This window comes from Halorubrum sp. Ea8 (assembly GCF_002252925.1).
GTDB lineage: Archaea > Halobacteriota > Halobacteria > Halobacteriales > Haloferacaceae > Halorubrum.
On record NZ_NHPF01000062.1, the window covers coordinates 1 to 21,999 of the forward strand.

Sequence of the window (21,999 nt, forward strand, 5' to 3'; positions counted from 1 at the left end):
GCCTGCCCATTCATAGGGGCAATTGCCCCACACGATTTTTTTTGGAGACGCGTAGCGCGAGCGGCCGACAGAGTTGACCGTGGTACGACCCCGGCAACCGCGGTGCGACCGCTAGGCTTAAACGCTCGACAGCGGTACTTCCGATTAGCGCCAAGGTGGCAGAGTCTGGTCAGACGCAGCGGCCTGCAGAGCCGCCCAACGCCGGTTCAAATCCGGCCCTTGGCTCTCATTTTTCCGTTGAGCGGTGGGTGCGGGCGGCCTCGTCGAGCGTCGTCCGCGGTGTGTCTCACGGCGAGCCGAAGCGCGGTCGCCAAAGCGGAGTGACGCCGGCTCCCGATCCGAACGTATAGGCGGATCGGTGACCTCCGGGCCGACGTGGACGCTCCGACACGTCTCAGACGCGTCGACGGCTCGGGGAAACGCGCGTGTACGCGGACTACCGGGAGGGGTACCGGACGCGGAGGCGCGGCGATCGAACGAGGTGTACCGTGAGCGACGACGCGTCGTACGATCTCGACGCCGGGCCGGATCCGGCGGACTACGCGGCGTCAACACCGGAACCCCCGTCCGAGACCGGTGGACGCGTGGTCCGTGCCGTCGGCATCGGCCCCGGGAGCCCGGAGTATCTCGTTCCACGGGCCGAGCGGGCGCTCCGGGAGGCCGACGTCGCCGTCGGCTTCGAGACCGTCGTCGACCTCGTTCGCGGTCGTACCGACGCCGACTGGTTGACGTGCGGTTACGCCGACGAGGCGGCCGCACTGGAGGCGTTCGCCGAGCGGGTGGCCGGCGGGGAGCGGGGAGTGGCGGTGCTGATGGGCGATCCGAACCACTCGGGGTACCAGTTCGTCGGCAAGGTCGAGCGCGCCCTCGACGAGGCGGCGGACGACTCCGTCGGTCTCCGCGTCGTTCCGGGGATCTCCTCGCTTCAGGTCGCGGCGAGTCGGGCCCGGACGCCGGTGGAGGACGCGACGTTCGTCACGCTCCACAAGAGCGGCGGCCTCGACGACGACCTCGCTCGGCTTCGCCGAGACGCCGGCGATCGACATCTGCTCGTGCTCCCTCGTCCGTTCGACTGGATGCCCGGTGACATCGCTCGCGATCTACTCGACAACGGATGTGACCGATCCGACGGCGCGCTCGTCTGCGAGCGGCTCACCCGCGACGACGAGGCGATTACCCGGACGACCGTCGGCGAGCTCGCACGCCACGCCGGGGGTACCGACCGGTCGGACACGCCGTTCTCGGACCTGTCCGTGCTCGTCGTCCGCCGGTAACGTCGGGGCGGAGCGGTGGCGCGGTTCGACCGTTCCGATGGCTCGGCTTAGTAACCGTTATACACCGGGTGACCTATGCTGAAACCATGCAACGACGCGCTGTGGCCGTGTACGTCGCGCTCTTCGTGCTGATCGCGGGGGGAGCGGGAGTCCTCACTGCGACGGCCGATAGCCCCGAGATCGGCTTCGACAACCCCGATTTCGAGGTCTCGCAGAATGATCGGATCGAAGTGGACGGCGAGGAGTGGACCGTCGCCGAGATCACCGAGGTCGAGTCGGGCGGCGGCGGTGGTCACGGTGGCGGGGGCGGCGCTGAGACCTCGATCGTGGCGACGCTCGAGCGCAACGTCACGGCGGACCAGTCCGAGACCTGGGCGAACGAGTCGACGGTTCAACTCGACGACCGGGAGTGGCGCGTGGAGATCACGGGGGACGACCCCAACAGCTTCACGCTCGTGGAGGTTCCCGACCGGCAGGCCATCCTCGAAAACGATCCGCAGGCCGACAACGAGACGGTCCAGCGTGACGACGGCGAGTACGTCGTCGTCACCGAGGACGGCGAGTCGACGCTCGTCCCGGCCGGAGAGTACTTCCCGGCCCCCGAGGAGCGGGCGTACGCCGCGGGCGACTCCCTCGAGTACGGCGACCAGAGCGTGACCGTCGACAACGTCACGGCGGATCAAGCGGTGCTCGCCTGGGAGGCGACGGAGACCGAGAGCATCGAGATCGAGCAGCACTCGCGGGTCACGATCGGCGAGACGGAGTTCGTCGCGCACTTCGCCGACGCCTCGACGCTGCAGCTGTCGAGCGACATCGAGGGGTACGAGGCGCAGGTCGCTCAGATCGACCAGTTCCAGCAGTACAGCAGCGGACTGACGCGCGTGCTCGTCCTCGCGTTCCTCTCCTCGCTGCTCCTGCTCGGCGCGGCGTTCATCCCCTCGCGGTACTGATCCGACCGCGCGTAACTTCGGCTCCGCGCTTCGTTTCGTTCTCGTCTCTCGTCTCTCGCCTCGGGGACGCCGGTCGCTTCGCGTCTCCCGCGGAGCGAGACCGCGACCGACACGGTATCCGTCCCGCGCTCGTTATGCGGGATATGAGTTCCACCCGAGGGAAGGTGCGACAGCTTGCTCCGCACTGGGCCGCGATGTTCCTGCTGATGATCGCCGCGCTGTCGCTCGTCGAGCGAGTCGTCGGTCCGATCGGACTCCTGCCCTCGGTGGTACTTGTGGTCGCCGTCGCGGTCGGCTACCCGTCCGTCGTCAGGGCGCTCGGCGTCGCACCGCCGGTCTGGCGGCGTTCCTGACTCGCCTCGTCGTGGAGGTCGCCGGCGATCGCCGACCTCGCGGACTCCGGCGTCGTACCGCGATAACACTGATGTCAGTCGATCACCCGGGGGTCCCTTTCCTTTTTATACGTGTTCGTCGCCTACGACCGGTATGAGCGACGAAAGCGCGGCTCCGGTCACGACGGAGCTTCCGGACGCACCGTTCCACACCAGCGGCACCGACCACATCACGGTCTGGGGAAGCAACGAGGCCGACACGATCGCGTTCTACCGCGACCTGCTCGGGATGCCCCTCGTCCTCCGCCAGCCGAACCTCGACGACCCGTCGCAGACGCACCTGTTCTTCGACACCGGGGACGGCCGCATCCTGACGTTCTTCGTGAGCGACGACCGCCCCTCGGCCCGCGGTCAGCGCGCCGGTACGGGCGCGGTCCACCACCTCTGTTTCAGCGTCGAGCCCGACGAGTACGAGGATATCATGGCGGCGCTAGCGGAGGCCGGCAAGGGGTACAACGTGTTCGACCGCGGGATTTTCCACTCCATTTACACCCAAGACAACAACGGACTGGTCATCGAGCTCTCCGCCGACAAGTACGAGATCCCCGACGACCGCAAGGGCGAGGTGCTCGCGACCGCTCAGCGTCTCCGCGAGGAGGACGGCGCCGACTTCGCACAGGACCGCCACATGAAGGGCGCCTTGGAGGAGCTCGGCCTGCCGGTGAAGAAGCACGACCTGCCCGACGCGGACGCGGGCGTCGGCGTATGAGCGGTCGGACGCCGTACGCCGGCGACGACCCGCACGGCGACGAGGAGCTGGTGGCGACCGGGACGCCGGTCAGTGAGGCCGACGCCGCCGTCGTCCTCGTTCACGGTCGCGGCGCGACCGCGCGGAGCATCGTCGGCTTCGGCGAGGAGGTCGCCGGCGACGGCGCGCTGTCGCCGGCGGCGAAACCGCCGGCTGTCAGAGAGACCACCGGCCTCTCACTACTCGCCCCCCAGGCCGCCTCCAACACCTGGTACCCGAACTCCTTCCTCGCGCCCGTCGCGGACAACGAGCCCGGTCGGAGCTCCGGGCTCCGCGCCGTCGGCCGCGCGGTCGAGACGGCGACGGACGCGGGAGTCTCGCCCGAGCGCGTCCTCGTCGCCGGGTTCTCGCAGGGCGCCTGCCTCGCGAGCGAGTTCGTCGCGCGGAACCCGACCCGGTACGGCGGGCTCGCGGTGCTGAGCGGCGGGCTGATCGGCGAGTCGGTCGACGTCGACGACTACGTCTCACACGCCGCGGCCGCGGTCGACGGGGACGCCGCCGAGTCGCTCGGCGGGACCCCGGCGTTCCTCGGTTGCAGCGACGTCGACCCGCACATCCCGGAGGCGCGCGTCCACGAGACGACCGCGGTGTTGGAGGCGCTCGGCGCCGACGTCGACGAACGGATCTACGAGGGGATGGGCCACGGGATCAACGAGGACGAGACGGACGCCGTCGCCGCGCTGGTCTCGTCGCTGTCGTGAGGCCGGGATCGCCGCTGTCGTGCGGCCGAGCGCGTCGCGTCGCGGGACGCGCCGCCCCTCACGCCAGCCAGTCGTCCGGCTTGGTGTCGTAGTCGACCTCACCGGCTTCGATTCGCTCGCGGATCTCCGGGTCGAGGTCGTGTTCGGTCACCTCGCCGCCGTCGTACTGGAAGCGCACGCCGATCTCCTCGCCCTCCGGCTCGGTGCCCCGGCGCTTCGCCCGGCGTATCGCCTCGTCGGAGTACTCGACGCGGATCGTCGCGAGGTTCACCGGGCGACCCCACAGTTCGAAGACGCGCTTCAACGTCTCTTTCGCGGACTCCTCGTCGAGCGCGACCCCGTTGAACCGGTGGCCGAGCAGGAGCTCGCCCCGGTTCCGGAAGTTACCGTCGAGTACGACGACCGTCGGCTTCCCGAAGTTCGTGAACTGCAAGAGGAGCTTCCGGCGGACGTCGTCCGCGTCGACGCTGGCGACGCGGTGCTCCTCGGCCGCCCGGCTGTACTCGTACGTGAAGTAGTTCCCCTCGCGGACGAACTCGTCGGTGAGGAACGCGTCGATGAACGTCACGTCGTTGTGGCTCTCCCGCACCTCCAGCATCCGGTCCCAGCCGGCGGTCCGGTCGACGTCGGCGAGCGCCTCGTCGACGGTCGCGTACCGGTCGACCTCGAACATGTACCGGGCGCGCTCCGCCAGCGTCTCCCGCGAGACGTTGCGCAGCGCGCCGCGGTGCTCCGGCCGCGAGAGGACGTAGTGTCGCTCGGCGAGCCCCTCGCGAGTGAGGAGCTTCCACGGGTACCGCTCGATGTCCGGGCCGGTTCCGGGACCGACCTCGCCGTCGTCGGTCCGGGCGGAGATCGCCCGGTCGACCGCCTCGGCGTCGACCCGCGGGTCGCCGTCGGCGGCGAGGTCGGCCAGTTCGTCGAGCGTCGCGGGTCCGGCGCCGGCGATCGCGGGGTGGGGTTCGAGCGCCTCGGCGACCTCGTCGAGGTCGATCCGCGAGTGGAAGTTCTCCGGCGTCACCCCCTCGACCCGGAGCAGTCTGTCGATCACGTCGCGACGAGCGGTCCGCAGCTCGACGTGGGTCCACAGCTCGAAGCCGAGCTTGTAGGGGTTGAGTCCGGGCGAGCCGAGCACCCGCGCCATGTGGTCCGCGTAGGTGAGGAACTCGTCGGGGCCGGCGAACCCCTCGCCGCCCATCATGACGGACTCCCAGTAGGTCGCCCATCCCTCGTTCATCACCTTCGTCGACTTCTGTCCCGCGAAGTAGTACGCCTCTTCGCGGATCGCGTCGATGACGGTCGTCTCCCACGGATCGCGGTCGACCGCCTTCCCGCTCTCGGAGTCGTACCGCTTCCCGTAGTCGCGCAGGAACGCGAGCACGTCCGGGCGCGGCTCCTCCGGCTCGACGCCCTCGCCGTGTGTCTCAAGCCACTCGTCGTCGAACACGTCGCGGCGCACCTCCTCGGAGAGGTCCAGCTCCGCGATCTGCTCTTCGACCGCCGCGAGCGGGTCGTCGTCGGGGTCGTTCACGTCCTCGGCGACTCCCGGGTCCTCGACCGACCGGGCGGCGTCGACCGGGCTGTGCTGGTCGATCGTGTCCTCGAGCGCGCTCACGGCGTCGACGAGGCGCTCGACCTCGTCGCGGTCGACGTCTGGCCGGTCGGCGATCGCGGCGATCCGGTCCGCGTTGCGCTCCAGCCGCGCCGCGGCGTTCGGCCCGCCCTCGCCGCGGTCGGCGTACAGCCCGAACCAGCCGTTGTTCGCGAAGAAGTCGGCGTGGGCCTCGACGTGCGTGATGACGGCCTTCTGGTCGGCGATCGAGTTCGACTCCTGGAGGAACGCGTGGCTCGGGTCGTCGTTGTTGACGATCTCGAACGCCTTCCCGAGCCCGTGGCGGTCCTTCTTGCGCTGTCGCTCGTAGTTCATCCCCCAGCGCCAGTGCGGGTAGCGCCGCTGGAAGCCGCCGTAGGCGATCAGCTCGTTCATCTCGTCGTGGCCGACCACCCAGTACCGGACCGGGTACGGCTCCAACCCGAGGCGCTCCGCGAGCTCGCGGGCCTCCGCGGCGGGCTCGTCGAGGGACGCCGCCTCCCGTTTCGCCTCGACGCGCTCGTCTCTCATCGGCGCTCACCCCCTCGGCCGGCGGTCGCGCCGCGGTCGCCCGTCGCGTCGTCAGACGACTCGGTGCTGAGGATCTCGTAGATGGCGTCGGTGACGTCGGCCGGTTCCGACACGCGAGCGACCGCGACGTTGTCGGTGTCGCCGAGGGCGCTCTCCACCTCGTCGGCGTGGCGCGCGTTCGGCGCGGCGCCGCCGGGCTGAGTCTCCACGTACGCGTGGAGGTTGGCGTCGATCGACTCCATCAGCGGGATCACCGAGTCGGTCGTGTCGCTGCCGGAGTTCTCCGAGTCGCCGGCCGCGAAGACGTAGCGGTTCCACTCGCTGTACGGGTACTCCTTTAAGATCTCCGCGACGAGCTCGTAGGCGCTGGAGATCCGGGTGCCGCCGCCGGACTGGATCCCGAAGAACTCATCGCGGTCGACCTCCCAGGCCTCCGCGTCGTGGACCACGTACCGGAACTCCGCGGCGTCGTACTTCCCCGTCAGGTACCAGTCCATCGGGGTGAACACGCGCTCGACCAGCTCGCGTTTCGTCTCGCGCATCGAGCCGGAGGCGTCCCGAACGTTGACGACGACGACGTTGCGCTCGCGCTTCTCGACCACCTCCGGGTGCCGGAACCGCTCGTCTTCCCGGCGGAAGGGGACGCTGTCGAGCCCATCCCGACGGATCCGGTGGCCCACGGGTTCGCGATCGATCTCGTCGTCGAGCGCGTCGAAGCTCTCCCAGCGGTCGAGCGCCGTCACGGGCTCGCCGCGCTCCTCGGCGAGGGTCGCCGCGGCGTCGGCGATCCACGCCCGCGACACGGGGATCCCCTTGTCGCGCGCCCAGGCGAAGGCGTCGTCCACGTCGGCGCCGGCGACGCGGAGCCCCTCGCGGACGTACTCCTCGTCGAAGTCGGTCGCGAGGTGGCGCTTCAACCCGCGCTTGAAGAACTCGTCGACGTCGAGGGTGCCGCGCGGGCCGGCGCGCGCGGTATCGGTGAAGTCGCCCTCCACCTCCTCGACGACGCGCTTCCCCTTCGGCTCGAGGTCGAGCCCGAGCTCCTCGTCGAGCTCGCGCGCGAACTCCTCGGGGTCCATCTCGTAGTACTCGTGCTCGCCGCCCTCCTCACCGGGGTCGCCCTCCTCGTCGCCGTCGTCCGGGTCGGGGTCGACCGGCTGGCCGGGCTGCGGCTGGCCGTCTCCGCCCTGCCCGACGCCGCCGGCCTCCCGCCTGTCGTACTCGAACTCCGGGAGGTCGACGATCTTCACCGGGATCTTGACCCGGTCGGGCCCGGAGCGCCCGAGGTTGCCGTGGCTGATGAACTGCGCGAGGTCCTCGCGGCGCTGTTCGCCGACCTCGCGGAAGCGCTCGCGGTCGTCGGTCAGTCCCACGTGGCACCACCTCCGTTCCCGTCGCCGCGGTCGCGGCCGCTCCGGCGGTTCGCATCGTCCCCGCCGTCCGCGGCGAGGTCGGCCCACTCGTCGCGCGCGTCGCGCATCACCGCCCGGCTGGTCAGCTCGGCCGACGCGGGGCTGTACCCGCAGTCGACGAGCCGCTCGATCGTCGCCGCCTTCACGCGCTCCGTCTCGGTGTCGGCCGGCGGATCGGCCCACTCGGCCGGGTCGAGCTCCGGGAAGCGCCGCTTCACGTCGGCCAGGTCGTTCGCGTCCAGCACCTCCCGCAGCTCGGGGATCTCGCCGAGCTCGACGTCGTCGACGCTGAACTCGTCGCCGCGGTTCCGCCACGCGTAGCGGGTGAGCGCCCGGATCACGCGCTGCCTGCGGAACTCGGCGACATCCCGGGTCGGGTCGGTGCCGTAGTAGTCGTCCTCGTCGAACCGCCCGAGCGTCTCCGTCTCGAACACCTTCATCGCGAGGGCGTCGGGCTCCTCGGGACCCCGCTCCGTCTCCACCGGCTCGTCGGCGTCCCAGGCGTACACGTGCTCCACGTACTCCGCGACAGTCTCCTCCGAGACGGTCGCCTCCGCCAGCGCGGCGTCGATCACGTCCCCGCGCTGGTGCTCGCGGACACGCTCGACGACCGGCGTCTTCCGGCTCTCGAACTCCGCGACCTCCGACCGGGAGAACAGCGGCGCCGCCGAGAGCCCGTCGGCCATCGCGTCGAGCACGTCCGTCGGCGTGACGACGCGCTCGACCGGCAGCTCCGGGTGGCTTCGGTCGGCGTCCGCCCCCAGCAGGTCGGCGACGATGTCGCGGGTGTACGTCACCGGGATCCCGTTTCGGCCGTCGCCCCCGCCGAAGTCGACGTCGTCGATCGTCAGCCGTTCGCCGTCGCCGTCGCCCGCCTCCCGTCGGATGTCTCCGGTCTCGTACAGCTCCGCCTTTTCGATCAGTCCGAAGTCGGGCGGGAGGTCCTCCGTATCGAGGCGGGTGGCGACCGCGTACAGCGCCGCCGCCCCGACCGCGTGGGGGGCGAGCTCGCGCTCGGTGACGGTCCCGTCGTCGTCGCGGACGTCGATCGTCAGCGCCGCGGCCCCGGGTTCGTCCGCCGGATCGCGAGCGGGATCGCCGCGTGCGTCCCGTTCCGACTCCTCTACTCCGTCGACGGTCGGCACGCCTCGCACTCCCCCGACCTCGCGGCGCAGCAGCTCCGCCTCCAGCCGCCGGTTCGTCAGGTAGCGGAACTCGTGGCGGGTGAGCCGACGCTTCAACGCCTTCAGGGGGTCGGCGCCCTCGCGGTCGGCGTGGCGGTCGAGTTCGGCGTCGAGGTCCGGGTTCGAGATGACGATAAGCTGGGTGTCCAGGTCCATCCCGATCCCCTTGTCGAGTTTCACGCGACGCTCGTCGGGGACGTTGAGCAGCCGCCGGAGCAGGTCGGCGTGCTGGCTGGCGTCCTCGACGACCGTGGCGACGCCGTTCCCCTGCGAGAGCACGCCGTCGTAGCTGAACGCCTGCGGGTTCTTGCGCCCGCGCGAGTCGAGTTCGCGGAGCATGCCGCCCATCCACGAGCCGACGAGCCGCTCTTTCGGCGTCCCGTCGTCCTCGGCGTGGAGCACCCCGATCCCCTCGCCGACGTCGACGACGTAGCTCGTCACGCGGAGGTGGTCGCGGTCGGTGATCGCCGAGAACAGGTCCCGGCGCCCCTCGTCGCGGTACGCCGACTCCAGGTGGTCGTACGCCTCGCGGCTGAACGGGTCGAGGTCGACGTCGGCCGCGATCGGGTAGGCGTCCTCGTCGACGGCCTCGGCGATCGACTCGCGGACGTCCTCCGGGAACACGGAGAGCGGGTGCGCCTGCACCGGGCTGCGGTACCACGCGGCGGTGTCGCCGCCGTCGCCGTACGAGAGCCCGCTCCCGCCGCCGATTCCGCTCCCCGCGCCGGTGATGTTCCACTCCACGGTGTAGCGGCGCCCGGCCTCCGTCTTCGAGAACTCTCGGAGCCCGTTCACGAGACAGCGCTTGAACTCCGACTTCCCGGTCGCGGTGGGGCCGTCGATCCAGACGATGGTCTCGTCGTTACCGCGGCCCGCCGCGGCGGCCCGGAGGTCGTCGACGAACGCGTTGAGCGCGGCGGTGTTGCCGAGGACGGCGTGCTCGCCGTCGTTGAACGGGTCGTCGAAGAAGCGGTACCGCTCCAGTCGCTCGCCGCGCTCGCGGACCTCGCGGGTGCCCTCGGACTCGATCGCCGCGAGGACGTAGCGAGCCCCGGAGGCGGCGGCGACGGGGTTCTCCAAAAGTCGGTCGACGTACTCGTCGAGGCTCATCGGCGGGTCGTACGCGCCTCGCAGGGTCTCGTCGGCCGCCCGGACGAACCCCTCGCCGTCGGATCGGTCGCGGTCGTTCATCTCATCCCCCGCCGTCCTCGATCTCCGAGCGGGCGACGGCGGCGCCCGCGTACTCTAACACTTCCGCCGCGCCGTCCTCGGAGTAGCCCCGGTCGACGAGTGCGTCGACCCAGGCGCTGCGCTCCTCGTCGTCGAGGTCGGTCGCCGAGACCAGCGCGGAGAAGTTGATGTTGTGCTTCTTGTCCTCCCATAGCTTGCGCTCCAGGGCGCGCCGGAGGCGGTCGTTCTCCTGCGGGTCGAAGCCGCGCCCCTCGCGGGCCCGCCGGGACACCCAGTTCGACACCTCCTGCCGGAAGTCGTCCTTCCGGTCCGAGGGGACGTCGAGCTGCTCTTCGACCGCCCGCATGAACGTCTCGTCGGGCTCCGTCTCCCGGCCGGTGAGCTCGTCGTCGACGGTGGCGTCGTCGATGTACGCCATCACGTGGTCCATGTACTTCTCGCCCTGTCGGCGGAGCTCGTCGACGTCGTACGCCAGCGCGTGCCGGACGTCCTCGATGGCTCGCTCGCGGTACTCCTCGCGGACGGTCTCGAGGAGGCGCTCGTAGCGGTCGAGGTCCTCGGCCGCGATGGAGCCGTGGCCGCCGAGGTTCGCCTCGAAGTGGTCGAAGACGGACAGCGGCGAGAGGTAGCCGCGGTCGCGGTGGGTGGCGTCCATGATCGCCTCGGCGATCTCGTCGCCGATGAACCGGGCGGAGACGCCGTCCATCCCCTCGCTCACGTCGGCCTCCTCGGCGGCGTCCTCGCGGAGCTTCCGTCCGTCGATCTCCTCGTCCTCCAGCTCGCCGTTGTACACCTTCGCCTTGTCGAGGAGGCTCACCGTCTCGTCGGTGGGCTCCTCTAACCGGGTGAGCACGCCGAAGAGGCCGGCCATTTCCAGCGCGTGCGGCTCGACGTGGACGTTCGGCACGTCGGCGTTGGCGAGCATCTTCTCGTAGATCTTCGCCTCGCTGTCGTACTCCAGCACGTAGGGGTAGTCGATCCGCTTTGTGCGGTCGTTGAACGCCTCCATCTTCTCGTCGCCCGTCTTCTCGCGGTACTCCGGCATGTTCGTCCGGCCGACGATCACTTGGTCGATGTCGATCCGCGGGTTGTTCTTCGGCTTGATCGTCGACTCCTGGGAGGCGTGCAGGAAGTCGTAGAGGAACTCCCGCTGCAGCTTGAGCAGCTCCTCGCCGGAGAACAGCCCGCGGTTGGCGTTACAGAACGCCCCGGCGTAGTCGAACGCGCGCGGGTCGGACTCGCCGTAGACGGCCAGCTTCGCGTAGTTGACGTCGCCGGTGAGCTCCGTCTCGTCCTGGTTCTTCTTGTCTTTCGGCTCGAACGTCTCGATGCACTCCCGGCGGTTCTCGTCGGCGACGAGCCGGACGACCTCGACGTGCTCGTCGAGCACGCGCTGGAGGTCGTCGTCGTAGTGCGCGAGCAGCTCGTTCAGGTAGAACTCCGATGCCGGATCCGGGTGCTGGTCGTTCCGGAGGGTGTACGGAGCGTCGAGCCGCTCGTTGAGGTCCTCGATCACCGCCTCGCGCTGCGGGCGCGGGAGGAGCACGAGCGGGTCTTGGTTCATCGGCGAGCGCACCGTGTCGTCGCCCGGATCCTGGTCGTCGATCACCGAGCAGAGGTCGACCCATTGGAAGGTGTACATCCGGCCGGCCTCCTCGTGGGTGTACGCCTCGAAGTACCGGCGCGTGAGGTAGTCGAAGTGGGACTTCCCGGAGCCGACCGGGCCCAAGAGGAGCTTGATCCGCTTCTCGGGGCCGAGCCCCCGAGCACCGGACTTCACCTTGTTGACGAACTCGTGGATCGCCTCGTGGACCTCGCGACCGTAGAAGACGTTCTCGCCGTCGTGGAGCGGGTCGTCGGCGGCGAGCGAGTACTCGACCACGCCGCGTTCCTCGTCGTACCGCGTACCGTAGTGGTCGAACATGTCGGCGACGCGCTGGTGCGCGTTCCGCGCGATGCGCGGCTCTTCGTACAGCGCGTCGAGGTACCAGTCGAACGAGCGGGGTTCCCGAAGGTCGTCCGGGACGTTCGTCCGGTACTCCTCGCTGAGCCGTTCGAGCGTGTGTCGTTCTGACATTGTATCACGTTTCTCGGACGGGCGAGGACCTCGCGGCCGGACCGGGAGTCCGGGTTCGGCCGGCGGTCGCGACCCGGCCGTCGGGCCGGATCCGCCGCGCGGACGCGCGGCTCTCCGTGCCGGAACGACGGCTCGTCGAGCCGCGAACGCCGCTGTCGTCGAGGGGGACCCGCCGCGGGTCACCGTTTCGCCCGTAACCGAGGCTATATGTATGGGAGGGATTCACACTCATAAGTGTGTCGGCGGTTCACACGTGACACGCGCCCGGGGACCCGCCCGCGGCTTGCGGTTTTCGCGTCCGTGAGGCGGCCGGAATCGGCACGCAGCGGACATAAAACGGGGGTGTGGGCGATCGGAGGCTGAGAGCGGTCGCGACTGGAGGTCGAACCGAGTCCGCCGTCGGAGACCGGTTGCGGCCCGACCGACGTCCGAACCGGTTCGGTCTGGTACCGGTTCGGCCTAGTACCGGTTCGGCCTGGTACCGGTTCGGCCGGGAACCGGAAACGTCGCCCCCGGTGCGCAGTCTTTTGCCGGTCGCCGCCTCACGCCCGGTGTGACGCTCAGTATCTGCGTTCGCGAGCGGTACACCGACGACGACGGCGACGACCAGGTCCGCTACGGCGTGGCGGTGACCACCCGACTGCCGGGGGTCGGCACGCTGTGTCCGTTCGCGTCCGCGGACGGCGCGGTGGCGACGCAGTCGCTCGTCAACGTCGAGCTCGGCCGGAAGGGGATCGAGTACCTCGGCGACGGGCTCGCCGTCGACGACGCCTTGGAGGCCCTGTTGAACGCCGACGAGGGGAAACCGGAGCGTCAGCTCCACGGCGTCGACGCCGACGGGACCTTCGCGTTCTCCGGCGACGAGTGCCGCGACTGGTACGGGCACGTCGAGGGGGAGAACTACACCGTCGCCGGCAACCTCCTCACGGGCGAGGACGTGGTCGACGACACCGCGGCCGCATATGAGTCCGACGCCCACGGCGACGCCCCGCTCGCGGAGCGGCTGATCGACGCGCTCGCGGCGGGCCACGCGGCCGGCGGCGACAAGCGGGAGGACTTAGAGGTCCAGTCCGCGGCGCTCCTCGTCAGTAACACCGAGGAGGCGGTCGACGACCCGTACTACAACGACCTCCGCGTCGACGCGAGCGAGACGCCGGTGGCCGACCTCCGCGAGACGTACGAGACGGCGAAGCGCGGCTACGAGACGGTCTTGGAGAAGTACGCCGACGAGATGGACGAGGGCGACGCCGACGGCGACGGAGACGGCGACGAGTAGCCCTCGCGAGAGGCGCTCTCCGCCCCCTACAGCGACAGCCGCGTCAGAATCGGCAGGTGGTCCGAGGGGTACCGACCGCGGTCGTCGCGGTCGGCGAGCGTGGCGAACGCCGCGACGTCGAACGCCGGCGAAACGAGCGCGTGGTCGATCCGACGACCGTCTATCAGCCGCGCGAAGTCGGTGAGGCTCGTCTCCGGGCCGTGTCGGAGGTCGGCGACCGCGGCGGCGTCGCGGAGCGCGGGCGGGTCGTCGCTCGGGGTCTCATGGCCTCGGGAGTCCGCCTTCGGGTCGTCGCCGAGGAGGATCCGATGCGGGTCCGACCCCGGCGTGCAGTTGAGGTCGCCGACGAGAACGGTCGGGCTCGATCCGCCGGGTTCGTCGGCGGCTCGCTCGCCCATCTCGGGGAGTCGCTCGCGGAGCAGCCGCGCCGACTCGCGCCGCGCCTCCGCGCTCACGTGGTCGAAGTGCGTGTTGACGACGAGCGGTTCCGCGGTCCCGTCGACGGCGCGGACCCGCGCCCACGTCGCGATCCGCGGGTGGGCGGCGCCCCAGTCGGTGGACGGCCCGCTCGGCGTCTCGGAGAGCCAGAATGTGCCGTCGGCGACGACTTCCCAGCGGTCGGACCGGACCGCTATCGGACACCCCTCGCCCTCGCCGCTCGCCGACCGCCCCCGTCCGACGAACTCGTAGCTCGGGAGCCGATCGCGGAGGTCCCGCCGCTGCTCCGGAAGCGGCTCCTGAAACGCGGCGACGTCCGGGCGGTGGAAGCGGACGAGTCGCGCGACTGCGTCGCGGCGGTCGTGCCAGGCGTCGTGGTGGTCGCCGCGGTTGGCGTAGCGGACGTTGTAGCTCAGTACCCGAATCGCGGTCATAGTCGGGGGAATCGTGGGCGAGGCGATTAAAAGGGAGGGAACGCGACGCCGCTCGGTCCGCCGACCGAACCGCGCCTACGCCGAGAACTCGTACAGCTCGTCGCCGACGTGGTGGATCGACTCGACGACCTTCCCGCTGTCCCCGACCATCTCGTCGCCGTCGACCATCGCGCGGCCGACCGCGAGCACCTTCTCGTGCGTCTCCTCGGCGATCACGACGAGGTCGCCCTCGCGGATCTCCGAGTCGGCCTCGACGATGCCGGGTCGCATGACGTCCGCGCCGTCGGAGACGAACGAAATCGCGCCCGCGTCGACCGTGACGATCCCGGTCTTCGGCTCGTAGTCGTTCGCGCCCCGGACGGTGAGGAACGGCTCGTCGTCGTCGACGTAGAAGACGGCCGGCTCGCCGTCGACCAGGACGAGTTCGTAGTTCGCGTCCACGAACTCGACGAACTCGAACGTGTCCCCGTCGATGTCGACGCCGAGGTGGTCGGCGACCGCCTCGCGGATCGCCGCGATGTCGTCGCTCCGGAGGTGGTGCCGCGATTTCACTTTCATGGGCGTCCCGTCGACCGCTCGGCCGATAAATGGTCCGCTCCGCGGCGTGAGTGGGGGCGTACCCCCGCTCAGCGTCCCGCAATCTTCCCGGGCGCGCCGCGGACCTCCCGCCGACGCGGTGATATTCACCGCGCGCGCCGCGATCCCCCCGCCGGTCATGCCGATCCCCGCCCTCGGGGCTCTCATGCGGTTGGACCGATCAAAACGGCCTTAAGCAACCTCTTCATATCGGTTCGTATGCTCAACCCGCTCATCGCGAACGTCGCGAACACGCCCGCGATCGTTCTCGGGGTGATCGCGACGCTGACCGTCGTCCTCGTCACCAGCCTGAAGGGGACGGGGTGGGACCCCACGACCGACATCTCGGACGAGATACTCGAACGCCGCGCGTCCGCGGTCCCCGAGACGGACTTCCCGGAGCCCGGTAACCGCGCCGTCGGCGGCGGCGGTGGCGGCGGCGCCATCCCCGCGGGCGGCGCCGAGGGCGAGGAGGGCGAACTGGAGGACGGCAGCGCCGTCAGCGCCGGCCCCGCCGACGTAGAGGAGGTCGAGCACTTCGAGGTCGAGTTCGTCAAGCAGGGGGAGACGGTCGAGCTCTCGAACGACCAGCCCATCTTGGACCAGGGCGAAGACGAGGGGTGGGACCTCCCGTACGCCTGCCGACAGGGCCAGTGCGTCTCCTGTGCCGGGCACATCACCGATGGCCCCTCGGAGGACTTCGTCGAGCACGACAACCAGCAGATGCTCGAGGAGGCCGAGATCGACGACGGCTACACCCTGACCTGCGTGGCGTACCCCCGCGACTCCTTCAGCATCGAGACGGGCGAGGCACCGTAGTCCGTCCGGCGGACCGCGATCGCCGTCCCAGATCGAGCACACCGCGTTTTCTCCCTCTTCTCCGCCCGCTCGCGACACCCTTTTTCCCGTCTCGGCCGAACGACTGGTATGGCAGTCACCACGGTCCTCGGCGGCGGCGCCGCGCTCCTCGTCGCGGCCGCGGCCGCGCTCGTCTACCGCGACGCCGCGCGCGTCGGGGTGGACCTCGGCTCGCCGCCGCTGTGGGCCGGCCTCCTCGTCGTCACCTCCGGTGCCGCCCTGACCACCTTCCTGCTCGTCCCCGACGCGCCCCTCCCGGGGGTGCTCGTCCTGGCCGCGCTCGGGCCGCTCCTCTATCTCCTCGAACGCGACGACTCCATGCACGGCGACGATCCCGCCGACCCGACCCGCCTCCCGAGCGAGTCGGAGCGCGCGGACGACTCCGAGGAGTGACTGCGGCGTAACTGGGAACGGTTTCGATATCCCTTCCCGAGGGATCGACGGTGACACAGTTCGTTTCGTCGGTTCGAACCGCTCGGAAACCGCAAGCTTCCATAGGCTCGGGTGCTAACTCTCGCCAATGAGCGACGAGAGCCTCGCGGACCGAGTCGAAGAGTGGATGGTCGGACAGATGCCGATCATCCAGATGCACGGCGGAACGAGCGTCGTGCGCGAGGCGGACCCCGAGAGCGGCGAGGTCGTCGTCGAACTCGGCGGCACCTGCTCCGGCTGCGGCATCTCGAACATCACGGCCGACAACATCCGCCGCGACCTGATCATGGACTTCGACGAGGTGGACAACGTGACGGTGCGGACCGCTTCCTCCGGCGATCAGGGCGCCTCCACCGTCGAGGGCGGTCGCGGCGGCGAGCTGAAACACGAGACCGAGTCCGCGAACCACTTCTGAAACGGATCGGTCCGCGGCTCTCTCCGTTCGCTACCTCACAGCGACGTGAACGGCAGCGTCGCGAGCGAGTCGGGACCGTAGTCGAGCGCGTCGGCTTGGGACGTTCCCTCCGGCGTCGCCAGGTCGATCACTCGCGGCGCGTTGTCGACTGCGCCGTCGCGCGCGCCGCCGAAGACGAACGCCTCGGGATCAATCGACACCGCTCGCAAGCTTCCTCGGTCTTCTGACCCGACGATCGGCAGCACCTCCCAGTCCGAGAGGTCGGCGCCGCCGACCACCGACTTCGGTATCGAGACCACTGCCGTGTTCGACTCGAAGCTGGCGAACACCTCCGGCGTGCCGAGGCCCTGTCCGTCGGCGTCGGTGATCCCTCTGCCGAAGCCGCTCGCGTCGACCCGGTACTGCCACGGATCGGCGAACTGAGCCGTGAGGTCGAGGTCGCCGAGCGCACTCGTTCGTCCGCCGTTCGCCTCGGGATCGCGGAGGTATACGAGGAAGTAATGCGGCGAGAAGTCGCCGCCGAACGTGTCGTACAGATTCTCGACCTCGAAGGCGAACCGGTACTCGTCCTCCGTCTCCAAGACGCGGAACGAACGCAGGTCAAACGCGCCCTCCTCGAAGTCATCGCCGGTGGGATAGACGTACTCGCCGGGCCCGTTGTCGTCGCCCTGCGGATCACTGATCTCGGCGACGATATCGCCGGGTGCGACGGTGACGCTCCCCGATGCCAGCTCGTCCCCACCGTCCGGCTCTCGGACGACGATATCGAACGTGCCGATCCGCGAGATCCGGAAGCCGATCTCGACCGTCTCGTCCGTCGCGTTCGGCGGGAGCCGGACGTTGCCGAGCGCCTCCACCTCGTCGTCGACGAGTATCTCGACGTTCGTCCCGCCGACGAAGCCGGCGTCGTTGGAGCCGGTCGCGGTGATGAACGCTTCGTTGAGGTCGGCCTCGTCCGCGATATCGACGGTCAAGTCCTGCTCCGGCCGCTCGTACTCGGGGAGCCGGTTGATCTCGGCTCCCCGCGCCGGGCGTAGCCTGACGGCCGTTCCGCCGCTCGGGGCCGTCGACGCGAGCAGCGTCGTCTCGGGGTCGACGACCGCCTCGTCGATCCGGACGCCCGTCGGGTCGGCGTCGACGCCGGCACCGAGCGCGTCGGAGTGGATCTCGGCGACGTACTTCGGACCGCTTCGACCGTTGCCGTTCCCGCGTCCGTTGCCGTTCTCGCGGCCGGGCGCCTCGCCCGACTTCCCGGGAGCGAGGAACTCCAGCGGGACGTCCACGGCTCGGCCGTCGCCGTTCGTCATGACGCCGACGTACCACTCCTCGTCCGCCCGGCGCGCGATCGCGAGGTAGTCCCCGATCGCGGAGCCGACGACGCGGGTCTCGTCCCAGCCGGCCGCCGGGACCGACTCGATGAACCCGAACTCCGGTTCGGCGTCGAAGTTCTCCGCGTCGGGGGTGTACCCCTCGTACTCGGCCGGAATCGGGGAGGAGGCCCCCGGCTCGGTGACCGCGACGGCGTTGAGGTTGAAGCCGCCCACGTCGCCGGTGAACCCCTCTTGCCCCTCGGCGTAGTCGAGCTCGATCGCGATCTCGTTGTCGCCCGCGTCGAGCTCGACTTCGGTCGCGAACAGGTCCCAGTCGTCCCAGTAGTCGGTGAAGTCGGGCTCGATCGTCTCGGTCTCCCCGTTGACGCGCAGAGTCGCCCGCGGCGCGCCGGCGTCGACGACGCGTCCCGCGTTCTCCTCGGGCGCGCTCGCGTACCGGAGGCGGAGGTCGTACGTCCCGGCCGCGGGGACGTCGCTGACCGTGAACGAGACCGACGACCCGCTCGGGGCGCGGTTCGGGTCGACGGCGACGAAGTTGGTCCCGAACGCGTTCCGCCACGAGTCGTCGGTGACGAGGCCGTCGATAGCGCCGGCGGCGGCCTGGAGCGCCTCGCCGACCGCGAACGTCTCGTCGACGTACCCCTCGATCCGGTCGGCGGCCATCTGGAGCCCGCTGAGGTACGTCGGGTACATCGCGAGCTGCTTCGCGCGGGTGGTCTGTATCTGGTCGCCGCGGTCGTCGCCGAAGGTGAGATCGAAGATGCCCGGCTGGAAGCTCACCGGACCGGCGAGGTTCCGCGTGAACGGGAGCGTGACGTGGTGATCGCGGCCGACGTTCGAGCCGAGCTGGCCGAAGCCGTCGTACTCTTGGGCCTTGACGACCTCGCGGTTCGCCACGTTCGGGTAGGTGCGGATCTCGCCGGTCGGCTTGATCCCCTCGTGGATCTCCAGCAGCTGGCGGTCCGCGGCGGCCTCGCGGATCACCAGCCGGTGATGGTTCACCGCGAGCTGGTTGTGCTGGTTGTGCGTCGGCTCGGAGCCGTCGCCGTCGATGCCGAGGCCGGGGTCCGAGACGTAGCCGTTCTTGATCGAGTTGATGCCGACGTCGTCGTACCCCGCGAAGACGTCCTCGTCGAGGATCGCTCCCTCGTAGTTCGGGAGGTTCCCGGCGGTCTCGTTGTGGATCGTCATCTCGACGGGCTCCGGAAGCGACGCGCCGAAGTCGGTCACCTCCCGCACGTCGAAGTCCGGGTACGAGTCGTCGACGCCGAACCCGAAGCCGGAGCCGTCGCCCGGATAGGTGCTCCATCCCTCGTTCCATCCCTCGACGAGCACGCTGTCGATCCCGTTCTCGCTCGCGAACCGCATGTACCGCTTCATCCGCTCGGTCCGGGCGCCGTGCGTGTAGGCGGCCGGGTTCCCGCCCCCGGCCGCGATCGCCTCGTCGGTCCTGTACTCCCAGTTGGCCGACCCGGCGATCATCGTCCACCAGATGCCGACGTACTTGCGCGGCTCGATCCAGTCGGTGTCGGGCTCCCCGCCGGCGGTCGGGAGCGCCGACTCGTCGAGCGGGTCGGAGAGCAGGGGGACGAGCTGCGACTCGATCAGTCCGCCCGGTCGCTCGACGACCTGCATCGTCCGCCACGGCGTCGCCGCGGGCAGTTCGAGCGAGGCCTTCGTCCCGTCGGGGAGGGGCGTCAGCGCCGTGGCGAACTCGGTCCCCCCGTCGTCGTCGCGGGGCGCGAGCGTCGCCGCGGCGTAGTCGTCGAGGTTCGCCTCGTGGACGCTCAGGTAGGCGTCGCCGGCGTCGACGGTCAGCGGGGTGTGCGCGCCGGTCCGGATCGGCGTCCCGGTCGGCCGCGTCTCGCGGGTCCCGCCCGGAATCTCCGAGAGCGGCGTCTCGGCGTACTCCTGCTCGAACCGCGGGTTCGTCACCTCGTTGCGGATCCACCACGCGTCGTAGTCGCCGGCGAACGCGACGCCGGTGTTCTCCGACTCGACCACCGCCCGCTCGGCGTTGCTCGCGAATCCCTCGCCGAGGACGACCCGGAGCCCGAGCCCGTCGTCGAAGACGCGGACCTGCAGGGTGGCGGCTCGGCCGTCCACCGCCCCGTCCGCGCCGGGGCCGTTACCCCCGTCCGATTCCCCGTCCGTGAGCCCGATGTGCAGGGCGTTGTACTCCGCGGATACCTCCTCGAACGCGCCCCACACCGGCTCCCACCGCTCGGTGGCCGCCTCGCGCTCGGTGCCCGTGACGGTCAGGGGGACGGCTCCCCCGTCGGCCGCGCTCGACGCGCCGAACGAGGCCTGATTCCGGAAGTCGAACCCGAGCGGCGACGGCTCGACGTACGTCGTCCCGCCGCGAGCGACCTCGTAGGTCGGGACGCCGTCGGCGACGTCGACGGTCACCGCGATCGATCCGTCCGGCGACTCGACCGTCTGGACCGGTCCGTCGGCGTCGTTCGCGACCGCCTCGGCGTCCGCGGCGGGCACCTCCCGCGAGTACGCGGCCGCGGCCACCAGCGCCCCCACGCCGCCGAGAAATCCGCGACGGCTCGTCTTTCCAAATCTGTGCTGTGATTCTTTTTCGCGCATTGTGATCTCGCCATGAACGCGATGTTTGTTAATGATATTGTAACGAACGAGAGGTGTTTCATCCGTACGCATTCGAGTAAAAAATACGCGAACCAACGCGTTCGGACCCGGCGTCGAGTCGAGGGCGGCGACGGCTCGTCGGCTACAGGGCGTTCTCTAACGCGGACGCGACGCTCCGCGCCTTCTCCGCCAGCGGCTCCGGCACGTCACCGGCCGCCTCCGCCTCCCGCAGCTCGTCGTCGTCGACGCGCTCGACCCGACCGCCCGGGTGCTTCACCACGTCGACGTGGAGGTCGACGTAGCGGGCGGCGTCGGGGAACACCTCGACCGGGGTGCAGACGTTGACGTAGGTGCCGCGAACCGTCCCGTCGCGCCCGCGATACGTGGTCGGGTACCACCACCGGCCCTCCTTCAGGCTCGTCTCGGCGACGTCGCCCGCCTCGCGAGGGGTGCCGAGCCCGTCGTAGCTGCCGCCCCCGGTCATCTCGCGCTCGACCGCGACCGACCCGTCGGCGTCGACTCCGGTCACCGTCGCCTCGCCGAGGGTGATCAGCCTCCCGTCCGGCTTCCCGTGTTCGAGCCGGAGTGCGTCGCCCTCGCTCGGACCGAACGCGTCGGTCACGACGCCGAACGGGAACTCGGCGTCCGGGTCCGGATCGCAGAGCGCCTCCGCGAGGTCGACGCCGGCCGAGGCGTCGGCCGACCCCGCCTTCACCCGGTGGTGTCCCGGCATCGTCGACGTCGCCTCGCGGCGCCGGTCGTCGAGCGCGAACCGGCTCTCGCGGCCGAACCACACCCAGACGCCCGCGTTCGGCGACGCGATCGGCTCGTCGCGGAGGAGGCCGGGGTCGTCGAGCACGCCGATTCCGCCGGCGGCGTCGACCGCCTCGTCGAGCCCCTCCGCGGCCGCGACGGCGCGCTCCAGCCCGGCCTCCAGCGTCTCCGTCCCCGCGTCGACCGCGGGGGGCTTCCAGACGGCCCGCCAGCCGTCCGGCGGCTCCAGTCCGAGGAGGTCGAGCATTCCCGAGAGCTCCCGCGCGGCCTCGTCGTTCCGGACGTCGACCCTGGTGCCCGACCCCGGTTCGAGCGCGACGAGCCCGCCGCCGGCGCGCAGCGAGCCGTCCAGCCCCGGACGGCGGTCCGTCCACGGCGCCGCGGACTCGTCGACCCGCACCCGGATCGGGTCCCCGGTCTCGACGCGGTCGTCGACGCTCCCGTACGGGAGGTACCCCTCGGCGGTGGCGTCGTCGCCGCCGCCGACCCGGAGCCGCACCACCGCCCCGCCGCCGAGCGTCTCGGTGACCTCGCCGTCGAGGACGGTCCCGGGCGGCGTCGGGTCGGTCCACGCGAGCGCGTCGCGTCCGACGCCCGCCAGCCGCTCCCGGAGCCCGGCCACGGTCTCGGGATCGCCGCGGACGCCGACGCCCTGTCGGTCTCCCGTCGTCTCGATCCGGACGTCCGGCGGCGCGTCCCCGAAGTCCGCGTCGAAGCGCCGCCGGATCGGCGGCGACGCGTCGACGACCTCGTGGCCCGCGTCGAGCAGGAGTCGCGTCAGCGCGGTGGCGTAGACGCCCCGGACGCGGACTTCGGGGA

General features: G+C 70.4%; 17 protein-coding genes and 1 tRNA gene. 10 read left to right on the forward strand and 8 right to left on the reverse strand.

Features of this window, described 5'->3' with window-relative positions:
• The first annotated feature begins 149 nt into the window (after positions 1 to 149).
• From DJ74_RS04985 to DJ74_RS05010, 6 genes are all read left to right on the forward strand, one after another.
• A tRNA-Cys gene (locus tag DJ74_RS04985) sits at positions 150 to 225 on the forward strand.
• A gap of 263 nt (positions 226 to 488) precedes the next feature.
• Positions 489 to 1,274 carry a cobalt-precorrin-7 (C(5))-methyltransferase gene (locus DJ74_RS04990; protein ID WP_094526549.1) on the forward strand — a complete coding sequence of 262 codons (786 nt, stop codon included), beginning with the start codon at positions 489 to 491 and terminating at the stop codon, positions 1,272 to 1,274.
• Between the two features lie 101 nt (positions 1,275 to 1,375).
• On the forward strand, positions 1,376 to 2,224 hold the full coding sequence (locus DJ74_RS04995; RefSeq protein WP_094526550.1) for a hypothetical protein: 849 nt from the start codon (positions 1,376 to 1,378) through the stop codon (positions 2,222 to 2,224).
• Positions 2,225 to 2,367: 143 nt separating this feature from the next.
• Positions 2,368 to 2,577: a hypothetical protein gene (locus DJ74_RS05000; RefSeq protein ID WP_094522880.1), complete on the forward strand. Its 210-nt coding sequence runs from the start codon at positions 2,368 to 2,370 to the stop codon at positions 2,575 to 2,577.
• A gap of 133 nt (positions 2,578 to 2,710) precedes the next feature.
• Positions 2,711 to 3,325 (forward strand): VOC family protein, encoded by a 615-nt coding sequence (locus DJ74_RS05005; RefSeq protein ID WP_094522882.1) that lies wholly within the window; start codon positions 2,711 to 2,713, stop codon positions 3,323 to 3,325.
• Positions 3,322 to 4,065 (forward strand): alpha/beta hydrolase, encoded by a 744-nt coding sequence (locus DJ74_RS05010; protein ID WP_094526543.1) that lies wholly within the window; start codon positions 3,322 to 3,324, stop codon positions 4,063 to 4,065. Before DJ74_RS05005 ends, DJ74_RS05010 begins: the two co-directional genes overlap by 4 nt.
• Positions 4,066 to 4,123: 58 nt before the next feature.
• Here DJ74_RS05010 and DJ74_RS05015 read toward each other — a convergent pair whose 3' ends face one another.
• Genes DJ74_RS05015 through DJ74_RS05030 form a run of 4 tightly spaced genes read right to left on the reverse strand, consistent with a single transcriptional unit; the run spans position 4,124 to position 12,051 of the window.
• Positions 4,124 to 6,187, reverse strand: coding sequence for a SpoVR family protein (locus tag DJ74_RS05015; protein WP_094526544.1), 2,064 nt, complete (start codon positions 6,185 to 6,187; stop codon positions 4,124 to 4,126).
• A complete protein-coding gene (locus tag DJ74_RS05020) occupies positions 6,184 to 7,560 on the reverse strand; it encodes a DUF444 family protein (protein ID WP_094522888.1) in 1,377 nt (458 codons plus the stop codon). Before DJ74_RS05020 ends, DJ74_RS05015 begins: the two co-directional genes overlap by 4 nt.
• The gene (locus tag DJ74_RS05025) at positions 7,551 to 9,974 is read right to left on the reverse strand and encodes a kinase anchor protein (protein WP_094526545.1); all 2,424 of its coding nucleotides are present in this window, start codon (positions 9,972 to 9,974) and stop codon (positions 7,551 to 7,553) included. The genes DJ74_RS05020 and DJ74_RS05025 overlap by 10 nt, the downstream gene beginning before the upstream one ends.
• A 1-nt stretch (position 9,975) precedes the next feature.
• Entirely contained in the window at positions 9,976 to 12,051 is a 2,076-nt protein-coding gene (locus tag DJ74_RS05030) for a PrkA family serine protein kinase (RefSeq protein ID WP_094522892.1), read from the reverse strand.
• A gap of 553 nt (positions 12,052 to 12,604) precedes the next feature.
• Here DJ74_RS05030 and DJ74_RS05035 point away from each other — a divergent pair.
• The gene (locus DJ74_RS05035) at positions 12,605 to 13,327 is read left to right on the forward strand and encodes a DUF1028 domain-containing protein (protein WP_094526546.1); all 723 of its coding nucleotides are present in this window, start codon (positions 12,605 to 12,607) and stop codon (positions 13,325 to 13,327) included.
• Between the two features lie 26 nt (positions 13,328 to 13,353).
• On the opposite strand, the gene DJ74_RS05040 is transcribed toward DJ74_RS05035, so the two are convergent.
• On the reverse strand, positions 13,354 to 14,199 hold the full coding sequence (locus tag DJ74_RS05040; RefSeq protein ID WP_094522896.1) for an endonuclease/exonuclease/phosphatase family protein: 846 nt from the start codon (positions 14,197 to 14,199) through the stop codon (positions 13,354 to 13,356).
• A gap of 75 nt (positions 14,200 to 14,274) precedes the next feature.
• Complete coding sequence (locus tag DJ74_RS05045; RefSeq protein ID WP_094522898.1) at positions 14,275 to 14,757, reverse strand: RNA-binding protein; 483 nt, start codon at positions 14,755 to 14,757, stop codon at positions 14,275 to 14,277.
• Positions 14,758 to 14,994: 237 nt separating this feature from the next.
• Between DJ74_RS05045 and DJ74_RS05050 the strand changes: the two genes are divergently transcribed.
• The 3 genes from DJ74_RS05050 to DJ74_RS05060 all read left to right on the forward strand — a co-directional run bounded on the left by DJ74_RS05050 (position 14,995) and on the right by DJ74_RS05060 (position 16,480).
• Positions 14,995 to 15,594 (forward strand): 2Fe-2S iron-sulfur cluster-binding protein, encoded by a 600-nt coding sequence (locus DJ74_RS05050; protein ID WP_094526547.1) that lies wholly within the window; start codon positions 14,995 to 14,997, stop codon positions 15,592 to 15,594.
• A 108-nt stretch (positions 15,595 to 15,702) separates the two neighbouring features.
• Positions 15,703 to 16,026: a hypothetical protein gene (locus DJ74_RS05055; RefSeq protein ID WP_094522902.1), complete on the forward strand. Its 324-nt coding sequence runs from the start codon at positions 15,703 to 15,705 to the stop codon at positions 16,024 to 16,026.
• Between the two features lie 127 nt (positions 16,027 to 16,153).
• Entirely contained in the window at positions 16,154 to 16,480 is a 327-nt protein-coding gene (locus DJ74_RS05060) for a NifU family protein (RefSeq protein WP_094522904.1), read from the forward strand.
• Between the two features lie 35 nt (positions 16,481 to 16,515).
• Here the strand turns inward: DJ74_RS05060 and DJ74_RS05065 are convergent, their stop codons facing one another.
• Positions 16,516 to 20,406 carry a glycoside hydrolase family 97 catalytic domain-containing protein gene (locus DJ74_RS05065; protein WP_176451310.1) on the reverse strand — a complete coding sequence of 1,297 codons (3,891 nt, stop codon included), beginning with the start codon at positions 20,404 to 20,406 and terminating at the stop codon, positions 16,516 to 16,518.
• Between the two features lie 142 nt (positions 20,407 to 20,548).
• Positions 20,549 to 21,999 (reverse strand): DUF402 domain-containing protein (locus DJ74_RS05070; RefSeq protein WP_254922141.1); only part of this gene is annotated, 1,451 nt, incomplete at its 5' end.

Bases quoted from the DNA above. Each gene is read 5' to 3' on its own strand.
- DJ74_RS05000 (WP_094522880.1), top strand. From the start codon at position 2,368: ATGAGTTCCACCCGAGGGAAGGTGCGACAGCTTGCTCCGCACTGGGCC.
- DJ74_RS05005 (WP_094522882.1), top strand. From the start codon at position 2,711: ATGAGCGACGAAAGCGCGGCTCCGGTCACGACGGAGCTTCCGGACGCA.
- DJ74_RS05010 (WP_094526543.1), top strand. From the start codon at position 3,322: ATGAGCGGTCGGACGCCGTACGCCGGCGACGACCCGCACGGCGACGAG.
- DJ74_RS05015 (WP_094526544.1), bottom strand. From the start codon at position 6,187: ATGAGAGACGAGCGCGTCGAGGCGAAACGGGAGGCGGCGTCCCTCGAC.
- DJ74_RS05025 (WP_094526545.1), bottom strand. From the start codon at position 9,974: ATGAACGACCGCGACCGATCCGACGGCGAGGGGTTCGTCCGGGCGGCC.
- DJ74_RS05030 (WP_094522892.1), bottom strand. From the start codon at position 12,051: ATGTCAGAACGACACACGCTCGAACGGCTCAGCGAGGAGTACCGGACG.
- DJ74_RS05040 (WP_094522896.1), bottom strand. From the start codon at position 14,199: ATGACCGCGATTCGGGTACTGAGCTACAACGTCCGCTACGCCAACCGC.
- DJ74_RS05045 (WP_094522898.1), bottom strand. From the start codon at position 14,757: ATGAAAGTGAAATCGCGGCACCACCTCCGGAGCGACGACATCGCGGCG.
- DJ74_RS05050 (WP_094526547.1), top strand. From the start codon at position 14,995: ATGCTCAACCCGCTCATCGCGAACGTCGCGAACACGCCCGCGATCGTT.
- DJ74_RS05055 (WP_094522902.1), top strand. From the start codon at position 15,703: ATGGCAGTCACCACGGTCCTCGGCGGCGGCGCCGCGCTCCTCGTCGCG.
- DJ74_RS05060 (WP_094522904.1), top strand. From the start codon at position 16,154: ATGAGCGACGAGAGCCTCGCGGACCGAGTCGAAGAGTGGATGGTCGGA.
- DJ74_RS05065 (WP_176451310.1), bottom strand. From the start codon at position 20,406: ATGCGCGAAAAAGAATCACAGCACAGATTTGGAAAGACGAGCCGTCGC.